Source organism: Tsukamurella tyrosinosolvens, assembly GCF_900104775.1.
Lineage (GTDB): Bacteria > Actinomycetota > Actinomycetes > Mycobacteriales > Mycobacteriaceae > Tsukamurella > Tsukamurella tyrosinosolvens.
In genome coordinates, this window is record NZ_FNSA01000003.1 from 1,811,056 (window position 1) to 1,825,970 (window position 14,915).

General features: G+C 71.8%; 17 protein-coding genes. 11 read left to right on the forward strand and 6 right to left on the reverse strand.

Annotated elements, in window-relative coordinates:
- Positions 1-59: 59 nt before the first annotated feature.
- A complete protein-coding gene (locus tag BLW32_RS10190) occupies positions 60-494 on the reverse strand; it encodes a LapA family protein (RefSeq protein WP_068742232.1) in 435 nt (144 codons plus the stop codon).
- A 103-nt stretch (positions 495-597) separates the two neighbouring features.
- Here BLW32_RS10190 and rlmN point away from each other — a divergent pair, with 103 nt between their 5' ends.
- Positions 598-1,710, forward strand: coding sequence for a dual-specificity RNA methyltransferase RlmN (rlmN, locus tag BLW32_RS10195; RefSeq protein WP_068742231.1), 1,113 nt, complete (start codon positions 598-600; stop codon positions 1,708-1,710).
- Position 1,711: 1 nt separating this feature from the next.
- Here the strand turns inward: rlmN and BLW32_RS10200 are convergent, their stop codons facing one another.
- Positions 1,712-1,975 carry a DUF2631 domain-containing protein gene (locus tag BLW32_RS10200; protein ID WP_068742230.1) on the reverse strand — a complete coding sequence of 88 codons (264 nt, stop codon included), beginning with the start codon at positions 1,973-1,975 and terminating at the stop codon, positions 1,712-1,714.
- A 121-nt stretch (positions 1,976-2,096) separates the two neighbouring features.
- Between BLW32_RS10200 and BLW32_RS10205 the strand changes: the two genes are divergently transcribed.
- Positions 2,097-2,411 carry a DUF952 domain-containing protein gene (locus BLW32_RS10205; protein ID WP_068524931.1) on the forward strand — a complete coding sequence of 105 codons (315 nt, stop codon included), beginning with the start codon at positions 2,097-2,099 and terminating at the stop codon, positions 2,409-2,411.
- Positions 2,412-2,491: 80 nt separating this feature from the next.
- Positions 2,492-3,037 (forward strand): Uma2 family endonuclease, encoded by a 546-nt coding sequence (locus tag BLW32_RS10210; RefSeq protein WP_068524932.1) that lies wholly within the window; start codon positions 2,492-2,494, stop codon positions 3,035-3,037.
- Between the two features lie 13 nt (positions 3,038-3,050).
- Here the strand turns inward: BLW32_RS10210 and BLW32_RS10215 are convergent, their stop codons facing one another.
- Positions 3,051-4,877, reverse strand: coding sequence for a siderophore-interacting protein (locus tag BLW32_RS10215; RefSeq protein ID WP_068742229.1), 1,827 nt, complete (start codon positions 4,875-4,877; stop codon positions 3,051-3,053).
- A gap of 105 nt (positions 4,878-4,982) precedes the next feature.
- On the opposite strand from BLW32_RS10215, the gene dxr reads away from it, so the two are divergent.
- The 4 genes from dxr (at position 4,983) to BLW32_RS10235 (ending at position 9,490) form a co-directional block, all read left to right on the forward strand.
- Positions 4,983-6,125: a 1-deoxy-D-xylulose-5-phosphate reductoisomerase gene (dxr, locus tag BLW32_RS10220; RefSeq protein WP_068742228.1), complete on the forward strand. Its 1,143-nt coding sequence runs from the start codon at positions 4,983-4,985 to the stop codon at positions 6,123-6,125.
- Positions 6,126-6,205: 80 nt separating this feature from the next.
- Complete coding sequence (locus tag BLW32_RS10225; RefSeq protein WP_068742227.1) at positions 6,206-7,441, forward strand: M50 family metallopeptidase; 1,236 nt, start codon at positions 6,206-6,208, stop codon at positions 7,439-7,441.
- 16 nt (positions 7,442-7,457) lie between these two features.
- On the forward strand, positions 7,458-8,606 hold the full coding sequence (gene ispG / locus BLW32_RS10230; RefSeq protein ID WP_068524936.1) for a flavodoxin-dependent (E)-4-hydroxy-3-methylbut-2-enyl-diphosphate synthase: 1,149 nt from the start codon (positions 7,458-7,460) through the stop codon (positions 8,604-8,606).
- Between the two features lie 50 nt (positions 8,607-8,656).
- Entirely contained in the window at positions 8,657-9,490 is an 834-nt protein-coding gene (locus BLW32_RS10235) for a GNAT family N-acetyltransferase (protein ID WP_068524937.1), read from the forward strand.
- 18 nt (positions 9,491-9,508) lie between these two features.
- Here BLW32_RS10235 and BLW32_RS10240 read toward each other — a convergent pair whose 3' ends face one another.
- Entirely contained in the window at positions 9,509-9,823 is a 315-nt protein-coding gene (locus tag BLW32_RS10240) for a hypothetical protein (protein WP_068524938.1), read from the reverse strand.
- Between the two features lie 135 nt (positions 9,824-9,958).
- On the opposite strand from BLW32_RS10240, the gene BLW32_RS10245 reads away from it, so the two are divergent.
- The 3 genes from BLW32_RS10245 to BLW32_RS10255 all read left to right on the forward strand — a co-directional run bounded on the left by BLW32_RS10245 (position 9,959) and on the right by BLW32_RS10255 (position 12,258).
- Positions 9,959-11,065 carry an agmatine deiminase family protein gene (locus BLW32_RS10245; protein ID WP_068742226.1) on the forward strand — a complete coding sequence of 369 codons (1,107 nt, stop codon included), beginning with the start codon at positions 9,959-9,961 and terminating at the stop codon, positions 11,063-11,065.
- A gap of 106 nt (positions 11,066-11,171) precedes the next feature.
- On the forward strand, positions 11,172-11,735 hold the full coding sequence (locus BLW32_RS10250) for a TetR/AcrR family transcriptional regulator (protein ID WP_068742225.1): 564 nt from the start codon (positions 11,172-11,174) through the stop codon (positions 11,733-11,735).
- A gap of 46 nt (positions 11,736-11,781) precedes the next feature.
- A complete protein-coding gene (locus BLW32_RS10255) occupies positions 11,782-12,258 on the forward strand; it encodes a DUF456 domain-containing protein (RefSeq protein WP_231857394.1) in 477 nt (158 codons plus the stop codon).
- Here BLW32_RS10255 and BLW32_RS10260 read toward each other — a convergent pair.
- Positions 12,255-12,626 carry an ion channel gene (locus BLW32_RS10260; RefSeq protein WP_102101634.1) on the reverse strand — a complete coding sequence of 124 codons (372 nt, stop codon included), beginning with the start codon at positions 12,624-12,626 and terminating at the stop codon, positions 12,255-12,257. The two genes, BLW32_RS10255 and BLW32_RS10260, sit on opposite strands and share 4 nt — an antisense overlap.
- 39 nt (positions 12,627-12,665) lie before the next feature.
- On the opposite strand from BLW32_RS10260, the gene BLW32_RS10265 reads away from it, so the two are divergent.
- Positions 12,666-13,397, forward strand: a complete 732-nt coding sequence (locus BLW32_RS10265) for an SDR family NAD(P)-dependent oxidoreductase (protein ID WP_068742223.1) — start codon at positions 12,666-12,668, stop codon at positions 13,395-13,397.
- An 84-nt stretch (positions 13,398-13,481) separates the two neighbouring features.
- On the opposite strand, the gene BLW32_RS10270 is transcribed toward BLW32_RS10265, so the two are convergent.
- Positions 13,482-14,774, reverse strand: coding sequence for an acetyl-CoA C-acyltransferase (locus BLW32_RS10270; protein WP_068742222.1), 1,293 nt, complete (start codon positions 14,772-14,774; stop codon positions 13,482-13,484).
- Between the last annotated feature and the right edge of the window lie 141 nt (positions 14,775-14,915).

Consider the following 14,915-nt stretch of genomic DNA (forward strand, 5'->3'; position numbering starts at 1 on the left):
GCTCGCACCGCGGCCCGCCGGACGGACGCCTGCCGGCCCGTGGACGGCGGGCGGGCCGATCAGTCGCGGAGCTTCTTCGCGGCGCGGCGCAGCTGGAGGATGCGGAGGCCGCCCGCCGAGCCGACGAGGAGCGCGCCGAGGATGGCGGCGATCAGCAGGGACACGCCGAGCGGGAGGTTCGCCTCCCAGAACAGCAGTGTGATCTGGGTGTTCTGCTGGTTCTGCACGATGAAGGCGAGGAGCACGAGCAGGATCACGGCGCCGCCGACGAGCCCGGACCACAGCGACGCCGAGCGGGTGTGCTTGACCTGCTCGTACGCGTCGCGGGTGTCGCCCCGCTGCTTCGTCGCCGGTGCACCGGCAGCCCGATCGGCAGTCGAATCCACGACGTCCCGCTCCGCGGGGAGGTTCTGCGCGTCGGTCGCGTCGACGTCGGGAACGGGGATCCCGGTCGCCTCTTCGCTGTCTCGAACGCGGTCTTCGTCCTTGGCCATGGCGTCATCCTGCCACCTCGGGGCGGGTCGTGACGGGGGACGCGCGGTGGCCCGGATCACGCTGGTCGGCGCCGCGCCGCCGACGTGGGAGAATGGGGGAGTTATGAGCACCCCCCTGCCTCTGGTATTCGACGCGCCCAAGCGCGGCAAGCCCCCGCGCCACCTTGCCGACCTCACCGACGACGAGCTGCAGCAGGCCGTCGTCGACCTCGGCCTGCCGAAGTTCCGGGCGAATCAGCTCGCCCGCCACTACTACGGCCGGCTCGAGGCCGACGCCGCCACCATGACGGACCTGCCGGCCGCAGCGCGCGGCACCGTCGGCGAGGCCCTCCTGCCCGAGCTGATGTCGCCCGTGCGGCACATCGCGACGGACAGCGGCACGACCCGAAAGACGCTGTGGCGCCTGCACGACGGCACACTGCTCGAGTCCGTGCTCATGCGGTACACCGACCGCGCGACGCTGTGCATCTCCAGCCAAGCCGGCTGCGGCATGGCGTGCCCGTTCTGCGCCACCGGCCAGGGTGGCCTCGACCGCAACCTGTCCACCGCCGAGATCGTCGACCAGGTCCGCAGCGCCGCCAAGGCCATGCAGGACGGCGACGTCGCGGGTGGTCCCGGACGGCTCTCGAACGTCGTCTTCATGGGCATGGGGGAGCCGCTCGCGAACTACAAGCGGGTGGTGCAGGCCGTGCGCCGGATCACCGCGCCGGCCCCCGAGGGCCTGGGGATCTCGCAGCGCCACGTCACCGTCAGCACCGTGGGACTCGCGCCCGCGATCCGGAAGCTGGCCGACGAGGGCCTGTCCGTGACGCTGGCCGTCTCGCTGCACACGCCCGACGACGAGCTCCGCGACACGCTGGTGCCCGTGAACAACCGGTGGAGCGTGCAGGAGGTCCTCGAGGCCGCGCGCTACTACGCCGACCAGACCGGCCGTCGCGTCTCGATCGAGTACGCGCTGATCCGCGACGTCAACGACCAGCCGTGGCGGGCCGACATGCTGGGCGAGAAGCTGCGCAAGAAGCTGGGCCAGTTCGCGCACGTGAACCTGATCCCGCTGAACCCGACGCCGGGCAGCGAGTGGGACGCCTCGCCGAAGGACCGGCAGGACGAGTTCGTGCGCCGCGTCATCGCGCAGGGCGTCTCGTGCACCGTGCGCGACACGCGGGGCCAGGAGATCGCGGCGGCCTGCGGTCAGCTGGCCGCCGAGGAGAAGTAGCTCAGTACTTCCACTTCTTGCGGCGGGTGGAGATCCAGTTGATCAGGATCGTGCCGAGGATCGCCACGGCGAAACCGATGAGGAAGATGTCCTCGGTCTTGCCCTGGTGGTTGCCGATGTTCATGAGCAGCAGGAGCACGGCGAACAGCACACCGGCGATGCGGGCGGCGTTGGGGGCGTTGCCGCTCCAGCCCCAATCGCGCGACGGCACGTCGGCCTCGTCGACCTTCGAGGTGGTCTGACGCTCCAGGTCGGTGGTTGCCACTCGCTTCTCCTTCGTCGCTTCCTCAGCTGAGCACCGGGCGGACCCGGGATACGGATGAATCCTATCCCGCTACGACCGTGCGTCGTACGAGGGGCGGGAATTCCTCGGTAGCGTGGCGCGGGTGATCTTCCATCTGGCACTGGTGACCGACTGGGACGCGGCCCGCGCGGCGGGTGAGTACGCGGTGTCGACCCGCGGCGCCTCGCTGGCGGACGTCGGCTTCGTCCACTGCTCCACCGCGGAGCAGTGGCGGGGCGTGCGCGAGCGGTTCTACGCCGACGTCCCCGCCGCGGACCTGGTCCTGCTGTCCGTCGACCCGACGGGGCTCGACGTGCGGTACGAGCCACCCGCGCCGGGCGTCGACGAGCTGTTTCCGCACGTCTACGGCCCGATCCCGGTGTCCGCGGTGGTCGGTGTCGAGGCCCTGCCGGAGTGAATGAGGCATAGACTCAGGCCGCGACCGGAAACACGTCGTACCGAGGTCTTACCGTCACCACAACGAGAGGGCGTGCCGATATGACTCAGCCGACCTACTCGTTCCCCGACTCGTGGGGCGAGGCCGATCTGGAGGATCTGCCGGACGACGGGCACCGCTACGAGATCGTGGACGGGAGCCTGCTCGTGACGCCACCACCGTCACAAGGCCATCAACGCATCGGCGGGAATCTGTTCATGGCTCTCCGCCTCGCCGTGCCGGACGGCTGGCGGGTGCTCGACGAGATCGGCGTCAGGGTGCCGGGTGGGAATTTCATCCCCGACATCGTGGTTCTGAGACCCGGCGCCGCTCAGAACGTGGAGTGGAGCGAGTCCGAGGACGTCGCCCTCGTGGTCGAGATCGCGTCGAAGTCCACGCGGGTCACGGACCGGACGCTCAAGGCGGCGAAGTACGCGGATGCCCGCATTCCGTCCTATGGGCGCGTCGACGCCGACGGCGCGGTCACGATCCACACCGCCCCCGTCGACGACGAGTACACCGAAGCGGTCACCGTCCGGCCCGGTGAGACCCGGTGGGTCGACCTCCCGTTCCCGGTCGAGCTGGTTCCGGCCGACCTCGTGGACTGACGGGCCGCAGCCCTCAGGCGCCGGCGTACTCCACGACGTACGTCCCCCAGCCGAGCGGCGCGATGCGGTGCGCGCCGCCGCCCGCGAGGGCGCCGAGCTCCTCCGCGGTCCGCAGGCCGCCGCCGTACAGGCAGAGGTTGCGCAGGTCGTCTTCGGTCTCGTGATCGTCGGTGGTGGCGGGGTCGAGCACGTTCCCGACGAAGACCACCCGGTCGGCGCTGCCGCGCAGGGTGGTGACGAGGAGCTCGGCGTCGGCGTCCGGCAGGGTCTGCAGGAGGTCGATGCCCACGACGAGGTCGTAGCGGTGCGGCAGGGGAGCGAAGACGGTGCCGGCCGCCGCGGTCACGCGGTCGCGGCGCTCGGGCGCGACCACCGCGATCTCCCGCTCGACGGTGCTGGGCATGCCCACGATCGCGACGGTCACGTCGGGCAGCAGGCGCGCCAGGTTGTCGGCGTAGACGCCGGAGCCGTCGCCGAACACCGCCACCGTGCGCACGGTGGCGAAGTCGACGGCCTCGGGCAGGGCCGGCGCGCGGTAGGTGGCCCAGCGGCTCGCGGCGGCGTGCAGTTGCTCGGCGAGGTTCGCGTCCGCGGCGCGGGCGCTGCGGAGGTCTCCGCCCTCGAACGGCACCGCGGCGCCGGTGCGCACGGCGTCGACCAGGTGCACGAAGGACATGTCCAGGCGGGTGCGCACCTGGTCGTGGTGCAGGCTGCCGGCGAGGAGCTCGTCCGGATCGGTGAGCAGTTCGCCCCGCGCGGTCAGCGCGTAGCCGGCGTCGGCGCGCGCGACGAAGCCCAGGAGCGCGAGGTGCCGGAGCAACTTCTCCGTCGCGCGGGCGTCGGTCCGGCAGGCGGCCGCGATGGCCGCGGGCGTCGCGGCGCCGTCGTCGATCGCGGCGAACAGGCCGAGCGTCACCGCGGCGCGGACGGCGAAGGGCGGCAACAGCTCCGTCATCTCATGGATCTCGGAGGCGACGTTCTGGTCCTGGCTGGTGTCCACCAGTTCGGCATCCCCGTCGACGGTGGCGACGGCGCGGTGGCGCCAGTAGCCCGTGATCTCCACGCGGTTCTTCTCGAGGCCCTTCTCGGTCTTCGCCCAGCGGCGCAGCGGTTTGATCGCGAGGGTCTCGCCGGCCACCCAGAGGAAGGGGCGTTCGCCGCGCCAGGCGACGTCCTGCACGGACGCGACGAGGCGGGAGCCGCCGCCGGCCTCCGACCGGTACAGCCAGACGTACTCGACGTCGCCGTCGGTGGTGAGCTCCTGGTGGTGCCCCGGCTCGGCGACCTCGATCACCGCGGTGGCCTTGAAGCCCGCGGGCAGCATCTCGATGCACCGGCCGATCGCGGGCAGCGCGGTCTCGTCGCCCGCGAGCAGGAGCCAGTCGACGTCGCGGGGGAGCGCCGCCGAGTGCTTCGGCCCGGCGATGAGCACCTTCGAGCCGGCCTCGACCCGTCGCGCCCAGGTGGCCGCGAGGCCCGTGCCGTGCAGCACGAAGTCGAGCGTCATCTCGCCGGCCTCGGCGTCGAACTCGCGCACCGTGTAGGTGCGGGCGTGCTCGAAGGAGCCGTCGGTCCAGTCGACCCGGCCCTGGTCGGTGTTCTTCGGCACCTCGAAGGGGAACTCGCCGGTGCGGAGGTCGGGCAACAGCACCTTGACGTCGTCGTCGAATCCGGTGCTGTGCACGGCCGGGAGGTCCACGCCGTCGCGCACGTGCGGCCCGATCGCGTCGCCGCCGACCACGATCCGGCGCATCCCGGGCGTCACGTCCGACACCCGCAGCACGTCGAACTCGCGGAGGCAGATCGGGAACACCGCGCCGTCGCGGAGTGTGCTGGCCATCGTGGAGATCCCTTTCGTCGCTTTCCTTGCAAGGCTAGCCTGCCCTGCCGGACCGGCGGCGACGGCGGACCGTCGGGCGGGGTGGGCCGCCGATAGGCTGACCCGGTGACCACCCGCGTCCTCATCCTCGGCAGCACCGGCTCCATCGGCACCCAGGCGCTGGAGGTGATCGCCGAGAACCCCGACCGGTTCGAGGTGGTCGGCCTCGGCGCCGGCGGCGGCAACCCCGAGCTTCTCGCGCAGCAGGCCCGCGCGGCGGGCCTCGACGGTGCGCGGATCGGCATCGCGGACCCGACCCGCGCCGTCGGCTTCGACGGTGCGCTGACCGGCCCGGACGCCATGACCCGCCTCGTCGAGACCGTCGAGGCCGACGTCGTGCTCAACGGCGTCGTCGGCAGCCTCGGCCTCGGCCCGACCCTCGCCGCGCTCGACAGCGGCGCCCGGCTCGCCCTCGCCAACAAGGAGTCCCTGGTCGCGGGCGGATCGCTCGTCCTGAAGCGGGCCGCGGAGGGGCAGATCGTGCCCGTCGACTCCGAGCACTCCGCCATCGCACAGTGCCTCCGCGGCGGCACCGCGGCCGAAGTCGACCGGCTGATCCTCACCGCCTCCGGCGGCCCCTTCTTCGGCCGCACCCGCGCCGAGCTCGCCGACGTCACCCCCGAGCAGGCCGGCAAGCACCCGACCTGGTCGATGGGGCCGATGATCACGCTCAACTCCGCGACGCTGGTGAACAAGGCCCTCGAGGTGATCGAGGCGCACCTGCTGTTCGGCGTGCCCTACGACCGCATCGACGTCACGGTCCACCGGCAGTCCGTCGTGCACTCGATGGTCACCTTCGTCGACGGCGCCACCATCGCCAAGGCCTCGCCGCCGTCCATGAAGCTGCCCATCGCGCTGGCCCTCGGCTGGCCGGACCGGGTCCTGGGCGCCTCCGCGGCCTGCGACTTCACGCAGGCGCACACCTGGACGTTCGCGCCCGTCGACGACGACGCCTTCCCGGCGATCGCCGTCGCCCGCGACGCGGGCACGCGCGGCGGCTCGTTGACCGCGGTGTTCAACGCCGCGAACGAAGTGGTCGCGCAGGCCTTCCTCGACGGCCGCACGTCCTTCCTCGCCATCGTCGACACGGTCGCGCGGGTCGTCGCCGACGGTGCGCAGTGGCAGGCCGAGCCGCGCGACGTCGCGGACGTGCTGGCCGCGGAGGAGTGGGCCCGCCGCCGGGCGTCCGAGCTGGTCGGGCTGGTCTGATCCGACCGGTATTAGGACCCATGACTGGGGGACGGCTCTGACGATCCGGCGCGGCCGACAGTCCCGGTATCCTGGTCGCTATGAGCTACGCACTGGGGATCGCGGCGTTCGCGCTGTGCATCCTGGCGTCGATCGCCTGGCACGAGTGCGGGCACATGTGGGCGGCGCAGGCCACCGGCATGAAGGTCCGGCGCTACTTCATCGGCTTCGGGCCCACCGTCTGGTCGACCCGCCGCCCGAAGGGGCCGGACGGGATCGAGTACGGGCTGAAGGCGCTGCCTCTCGGCGGCTTCTGCGACATCGCCGGGATGACCCTGCTGGACGAGCTGAAGACGCCGGTCGAGCAGGAGAAGGCGATGTACAAGCAGGCCGCGTGGAAGCGGCTGTTCGTGCTGTTCGCCGGCCCGGGCATGAACTTCATCCTCGGCGCCCTGCTGATCTACGGCGTCGCCGTCACCGCGGGCCTGCCGTCGACCACCGCGACGCCGCGCGCGGCGGTCGCCGCCACCGGCTGCGTCGCCGACGCCACCACCAAGCCCACCAAGGAGCAGCCCAGCCGCCCGGTGGGCGAGTGCCGCCCGAGCCCCGCGGCCCAGGCGGGCCTGGTGCGGGGCGACGTCATCGCCTCGGTCAACGGCACCGCCGTCGATGCCGACACCGTCTTCGACGCGCTGCAGAACTCGACGGGCGCGATCTCCCTCGGCATCGAGCGCGACGGCCAGACGCGCACCGTCGTCATCGACCCGGTGACCAGCAAGAAGTGGCGTCCGTCGGCCGACGGGAAGGAGCTCGTCGAGGTCTCCGGCCCGACCATCGGCATCAGCGTCGGGACGCTCGGCGTGACCGAGCACTACAACCCGATCACCGCGATCGGCGGCACCGCGGCGTTCACGCTGGACCTGGGTCACAAGACCATCGTCGCGATCGGTCAGCTGCCGCAGAAGATCCCCGCCCTCGTCGACGCGATCAAGGGGGAGGAGCGCGGCCTCGACACCCCGCAGTCCCTCGTCGGCGCGTCGATGATCGGCGGCGAGGTCGCCGAGCGCGACATGTGGAGCGTCTTCTTCCTGCTCCTCGCCGGCCTCAACCTCATGCTGGGCCTGATCAACCTGCTGCCGGTGCCGCCGTTCGACGGCGGTCACATGGCGGTGGTGATCTTCGAGAAGCTCCGCGACCTGGTCACCGGCCGCAAGGGTGGCCCCGTCGACTACATGAAGCTCGCGCCGTTGACGTACGTCGTCCTGGCGCTCGCGGGCGGGTACATGCTGCTCGTCCTCACAGCCGACATCGTCAATCCGATCAAGCTCTTCAACTGAACTGGAGTAGCAGGAAATGTCCGTAGGTTTGGGAATGCCGGCAGCCCCGGCCCCGACGCTCGCACCCCGTCGCAAGACCCGTCAGCTCAACGTGGGCGGCGTCGGCGTCGGCAGCGACAGCCCCATCTCGGTGCAGTCCATGTGCACCACCAAGACGCACGACGTGAACGCCACGCTGCAGCAGATCGCCGAGCTCACGGCGTCCGGCTGCGACATGGTGCGGGTCGCCTGCCCCCGGCAGGAGGACGCCGACGCGCTGCCGATCATCGCCAAGAAGGCGAACATCCCGGTCATCGCCGACATCCACTTCCAGCCCAAGTACATCTTCGCCGCGATCGACGCGGGCTGCGCCGCGGTGCGCGTGAACCCCGGCAACATCAAGGAGTTCGACGGCCGCGTGGGCGAGGTCGCGAAGGCGGCCGGCGCCGCGGGGATCCCGATCCGCATCGGCGTCAACGCCGGCAGCCTCGACAAGCGGCTCATGGAGAAGTACGGCAAGGCCACCCCCGAGGCGCTGGTCGAGTCCGCGCTGTGGGAGGCGAGCCTGTTCGAGGAGCACGGCTTCGGCGACATCAAGATCTCGGTCAAGCACAACGACCCCGTGATCATGGTGGAGGCCTACCGGCAGCTCGCCGCGCAGTGCGACTACCCGCTGCACCTCGGCGTGACCGAGGCGGGCCCGTCGTTCCAGGGCACCATCAAGAGCGCCGTGGCCTTCGGCTCCCTGCTCTCCGACGGCATCGGCGACACGATCCGCGTCTCCCTCTCGGCCCCGCCGGCGGAGGAGATCAAGGTGGGCGACGCGATCCTGCAGTCGCTGAACCTGCGGCCCCGCAAGCTGGAGATCGTCTCCTGCCCGTCGTGCGGCCGCGCACAGGTCGACGTCTACAAGCTGGCGAACGAGGTCACCGCCGGCCTCGAGGGCATGGAGGTGCCGCTGCGCGTCGCCGTCATGGGGTGCGTCGTCAACGGCCCCGGCGAGGCGCGCGAGGCCGACCTCGGCGTGGCCTCCGGCAACGGCAAGGGGCAGATCTTCGTCAAGGGTGAGGTCATCAAGACGGTGCCCGAGTCCAAGATCGTCGAGACGCTGATCGAGGAAGCCCTGCGCATCGCGGAGGAGTCGGGGGATAGTGAGAGCGGAACACCGGTCGTCACGGTGTCGTAGGTCGCGGCCCGCCGCTGCGTGCGGGCCGTGTCAGTGGTGAGGAGCCGCCGGTGCTGAGGATGCTGCACGAACGGCCGGTCCCGTCGCGGGACCTGCCGAGGGTGCTGTCCGTCCTCGACGGCGATCCCGTGGCCGCGTGCATGGTCGCCGGCCGTGTGCAGGAGTGCGGCACCGAGCCCGGCCGCCTCGGCGGCGAACTGTGGACCCACCGCGACGTGGGGAGCTCGCTGTGCTTCGCCGGAGCGAACCTCATGCCGCTGCGCGGCGACCTGGAGGACATGCGCTACTTCGCGGGCCGGGCGGGCCGCGGGCACCGCGCAGCCGCGTCGGTCGTGGGGCGCGCCGAGATGGTGCTGCCCCTGTGGGAGGGCCTCGAGAGCGCGTGGGGCCCGGCGCGCGAGGTCCGCCCCGAGCAGCCGTTGATGACGATGCCCGAGCCGTCCCGCTTCGCGCACGCCGGCGTCCGGCCCGCCCGCCTCGCCGAACTCGACCGCTACCTCGACGCCGCGATCGCGATGTTCACGGCCGAGGTCGGCGTCGACCCGCGGGGCGCCGACGGGGGGCGCGCGTACCGGCGCCGGGTGGCCAACACCATCCTCGCGGGGCGCGCGTACGTCCTGTTCGACGGTGCCGAGGTCGCCTTCAAGGCCGAGGTCGGAGCGGTCTCGCGGACCGTCGGGCAGATCCAGGGCGTGTGGGTGCGGCCGGACCTGCGCGGGCAGGGGCTCGGCGGCGCGGGTACCGCCGCGGTCGCCGATGCGGTTCTCCGCTCGGGCCGGCTGCCCAGCCTGTACGTCAACAGCTTCAACGTCGCGGCCCGGCGCGCGTACGAGCGCGTCGGCTTCCGCCAGGTGGCGACCTTCGCCACCGTCCTCCTCGCCTGATCGCTCGCGACGCGCGCGTCAGATGAACAGCGCGATCCCCATGCCGCCGAAGGCCAGCGCGATCGCGACGACGTAGACGATGAGCAGCCGGCGATACCGGCGCGGCGCGTCCTCCTCGGCGTACGAGTTGCTGAGCACGCCGACCAGCACCGTCAGCATCAGGGCCGCGGAACCGAACAGCGTCACCACGATCACCCAGTCGGTCGCGCTCTCGACGGGAGCCTTGCCGTCGTCGCGAATCGCCCACTGGGCGAGGAAGTTCAACAGGAAACCCAGGATGATGCCGAGGGACGTCACCATCGGTTGGCGCGCCTCGCGGATCTGATCGCTCATGCTTCACGCTCCTTCGTCTGGCGGTAACACTAGCGGCCGCGGTTTGACTGAAAATTCAGTCAGGACTACTGTTCGAACCGCGGCAGGGGTCCGAACCGGGCTGACCGCCGCGCACCGAGAAGAGGAACACCCACCATGCGACGCCGCACTTTCCTTCAGACCTCCATCGCCGCGCTCGGCGGCCTGCTCCTGGCCGGATGCGCCGACGACGCCGCGGGAGAGGCGCCGTCCCGCGACGGCGGCCCCTGGCTGATGCCGGAGGAGGGGACTCCGCACGCCCGCACCTGGTTGGCCTTCGGTGCGAGCGATCGCATCTGGGGCGCCGACCTGGTGCCGACGGTGCAGCGTGACCTGGCGCTGATCGCGACCACGATCGCGCGGTTCGAACCGGTCTCGATGCTCGTGCCGCCGGCCCAGATGGCGCTCGCGCAGCGGCTGGTGAGCGGGTCCCGCGTCGAGCTCGTGGCCTGCGAGCTGGACGACCTGTGGATCCGCGACACCGGGCCGACGTTCGTGAAGAACGGACCGACGAAGGCGGGGGTCGACTTCAACTTCAACGGCTGGGGCTCCAAGCAGCGCCACCGGCGCGACCGGGAGGTCGCGCGGTTCGTGGCCGGCCGGGCCGGTGCGCCCGCGCTGCGCACCGATCTGGTGCTCGAGGGCGGCGCACTCGAGGTCGACGGCGAGGGTACCGCGATCATCACCGAGAGCTGCGTGCTCAACGACAACCGCAATCGCGGCTGGACGAAGGCCGAGGTGGAGGACGAGCTGCGTGAGCTGCTCGGAATCCGGAAGGTCATCTGGCTGCCCGGGATCGCGGGAGAGGACATCACCGACGGGCACACCGACTTCTACGCGCGGTTCGCGCGCCCCGGCGTCGTGGTCGCCGGCCTCGAGACCGACCGGGAGTCGTTCGACTACGACGTGACCCGCAAGCATCTCGAGATCCTGCGCGCGGCGACGGACGTGCACGGCAATCGGCTGCGCGTCGAGGTGATGGAGAGCCCGTCGTCGGTGCGCGAGGAGTTCGCGAGCGACGACTTCGCGGGCGGGTACATCAACTTCTACGTGTGCAACGGCGCCGTCATCGGTCCTGAGTTCGGCGCCGCCGACACCGACGCCGCGGCCCGCGCGACGATGCAGCGCCTGTTCCCCGACCGGCGGATCGTCCAGATCAACATCGACGGGATCGCGGCGGGCGGTGGCGGTATCCATTGCACGACGCAGCAGGAGCCCGCGTGACGCTGCGTCCTCTGTCGTGCCGGGCCGCGTCGTGCCGGCCGGGGTCGTGCCCGGCACCGTCGTGCCCGACGGGAGGCGCGGCGGCCCTCCGATACTGTGAGGCACCATGACCGACCGCCGCACCCAGATCATGCAGGCCGCGGTCCGGGTCATCGCGCGCGACGGCGTCCGCGGTCTGCGGGTGGAGAAGCTCGCCGCGGAGGCCGGCGTCTCCACCGCGCTGATCTACTACCACTTCCACGATCGCGACGGGATCGTGCACGCGGCGCTCGAGCAGATCAACCGCACCGCGGAGGCCTACACGGAACCGCGATCGGACGCCGCGGGCCCCCGCGAGCGGCTCGAGTCGATGTTGCTCGACGAGCTCCAGGACGGCGACGAGGTGCGGACCACCAGCATCGCCTGGGGCGAGCTCCGTGCGAGCGCCGTCTTCGAGCCGGTGCTGCGGGAGGATCTACGGGCGGCCACCGACGCCTGGGACCGCGATGTCGCGTCGCTCATCGGGGACGTTCCGGAAGCCGCCGGTAGGGATGCCGAGGCCATCGCGACGCGGCTCACCGCGCTGGTCGAGGGGCTGAGCGAGCGGTGGCACAGCGGCTCGCTGGAACTGGACCGGGCCCGCGCGCTGGTGATCGGTGCCGTGGCGGCGGAGCTGCCGCCGGCGCGGTGACCCGCTCGGTGACCCGCGCGTCCCGATCCGCGGTTACTCTTCGTGCGTGAACGCATGGGGGTACGCGGCGGTCGTCGCGCTGATGGTGATCGGCCTGCTGGGGATCGTCGTTCCGGTCCTGCCGGGCTCGTCCCTGGTGGCGCTCGGCATCCTGATCTGGGCGATCTTCACGGGCGGTAGCGCCTGGTGGGTGTTCGCCGCCGCGCTGGCGGTGATGGTGCTCGCGTGGGGCGTGAAGTACCTCGTCGGCGGCCGCACGATGGCCAGGGCCGGGGTGGGGAAGTGGTCCCTGGTGGCGGGCGGCGTCGCCGGGATCATCGGTTTCTTCGTGATCCCCGTCGTGGGCCTGGTGATCGGCTTCATCGGCGGCACCTTCGCCGCAGAGGCGATCAGGCTGGGGGACGCCAAGGCCGGCTGGCAGGCCGCGCTCGCCGCCACCAAGGCCGCAGGCCTGCTCATCCTCATCGAACTGGCCGGCGCGCTCGGCGCGATCGCCATCTGGCTCGCGGCGGTCCTGACCTAGCGGTCCTCGTCCCGGGCGCGCTTCTCGGTCAGCCGCGTCACCCGGTCCGTGTTGTTCTGCACGATCGACCGCGCGAGCGAGCCGCCGACGGTGACGAACAGGCCGACCACGAGGATCGCGTAGACCAGGGTGAAGATCTTCGAGATCGTCAGGGTCGGGCTCAGCGCCCCGCCGCCCATGGGCAGGCCCACCGAGACCGCGTAGAACAGCGAATCGATCACCGACCACTTCTCGGTCAGGGTGTAGAAGACCGTCGCCGCGGTGACGATGACGACGAGGCTCAGCATCGCGGCGCGCATCGCCGGTTCCCGCCAGCTGGTGCGGATCGCGCCCGCGAGTCTCTTGAACATCAGCGTCAGCCCCAACACCGCCCCAGCCTATCGGCGCCGCCGCGTAGGGTTGCCGCCATGCGATCCGCGGTGTCAGCACTGTTCGACCTCACCGGGCGAACGGCGCTGGTCACCGGCGCGAGCTCGGGGATCGGGGCGGCGATCGCGGAGGCGCTCGATGGTGCCGGCGCGCGCGTGCTCCGGGCGGGGCGCGACCGCGACCGGCTCGGGCCCGACGGGATCAGCGCCGACCTCACCGACGGCGCCGGCGAACTCATCGAGCAGGCCGACGCCCGGGCCGACGCCGTCGACATCCTCGTCAACTGCGCCGGCAGCAACCCGCGGCCCCCGCTCGGCGACATCGACGAGGCGCTCTACCGCGCGATCCTCGCGGTCAACCTCGACGCTCCGTTCCAGCTCGGCCAGCACTACGGGCCGCGGATGGCCGCGCGCGGCTGGGGCCGGATCATCAACGTCGCTTCGACGCAGGCGCACCGCGCGTTCGGCAACAGCGGTGCTTACGGCGTCGCGAAGGCGGGCATCGCCGGGCTCACCCGCTCCCAGTCGGAGGCGTGGGCGCCGTCGGGAGTCACCGCGAACTCGCTGACGCCGGGCCTGGTCGCGACGCCGATGACCACCGCCGTCCTCGCGGATCCCGAACGCGCCGACTACTTCCGGCGCCGCGCGCACACGGGGACGCTCGGCGCGCCGTCGGACTTCGCGGCCGCGGCCGTCTTCCTCGCCGGGCCCGGATCGGCCTTCGTCACCGGGCAGAACCTGTGCGTCGACGGCGGCCTGTCCGTGACGTGAGGCGGGTCGGTCGTGAACGCGGCCGATTTCTCCGTCAGGAGGCCGATAGGGCCCTCGTGAACCGGAAATCGGCCGGATTCGCGACTACACGCGCTCGAGGACCACACTCGCGCCGTGACCGCCCGCGGCGCAGATGCCGAGCAGCGCGGTGTCCTTGCCGGTGAGCGCCAGCTCGTTCGCCATCGTCGTGACCATGCGGGCGCCGGTGGCGCCGAACGGGTGGCCGATCGATACGGAGCCGCCGTGCACGTTGAGCTTCTCGATGTCGACCTCGCCGACGGGGGTGTCGCGGCCCAGCCGGTCGGCGGCCCACTCGGGGCTGGCGAGGGCGTCCAGGACGGAGAGGGTCTGTGCGGCGAAGGCCTCGTGGATGTCGATGAGGTCGACGTCCTCGAGCTTGAGACCCGCCTTGTCCAGCGCGCGCGGCATGGAGATCGCCGGGCCGATGAGCACCTCGTCGGCGGGGTCGACGCTGACGTAGCTCCACGACCGGATCGCGGCCAGGGGTGTCAGGCCCAGCTCGCGCGCCTTCTCCTCGCTCATGATCAGGACCGCGGCCGCGCCGTCGGTGAGGGGGCTGGCGTTGCCGGCGGTGACGGTGCCGTCCCGCTCGAAGGCGGGCTTGAGGCCGGCGAGCTTCTCGACGTCGGTGTTCTCGCGGACGAGGCCGTCGCGGGTCACCGTCTTCCCGTCGGGCGTGGTCACCGGCACCACCTCGCGGTCGAACCGGCCCGACGCGATGGCCGCCGCGGCGCGGGCGTGCGAGCGGGCGGCGAACGCGTCCTGCGCCTCTCGCGTGACGCCGTGGATCCGCGCCATCTTCTCCGCGGACTCGCCCATCACCTCACCGGTGGTCCGCTCCTCGATCCGGGGGCGGCTGGGCAGGAGACCGGTGAACGGCGCGAGGCCGATCGCGGCGTCCAGGTAGGCGCGGGGCGAGGGCTTGCCGAGGGCGAGGGGAGCGGCCGCCTGGACCAGCTTCTGCGGCAGGTTGACTGCGGCGTTGGAGACGGAGTCGGAGCCGCCGGCGATCATCACGTCGTACTCGCCACGCTCGATCGCCGCGGCGGCCGTGGTGACCGCCTGCAGGCCCGAGGCGCAGGCGCGGGTCACGGTGTGTCCCTCGACGCCGTGCCCCAGGCCCAGGTCGAGCGCGATCTCGCGGGCGATGTTGGGGGCGCCCGCGGGCAGGATGACCCCGCCCCAGACGATGGCCTCGATGCGGTCGGCGACGGCGGGAACGCGGTCGAGGAGGCCGCGGACGGCCTGGTCGCCGAGCGCGATGCTGTCGAGGTGGGTGTAGTCGCCGAAGGCGCGGACGAACGGGGTGCGCGCGCCGGAGACGATGACGGCGCGACGGCTCTGCGGAGTGGTCATGCCGCGATCTTACTCACGAGTCAGTTCGGGTGCGTGACCGCGGTCACGGCGTCCGAACGTCACCTCCGCCTCACCGGTCACACCCCAGCGCGGCAACCCGGCCCGGGCGGCGCACCGTCATACGCTGGGCCGGTGAAGAAG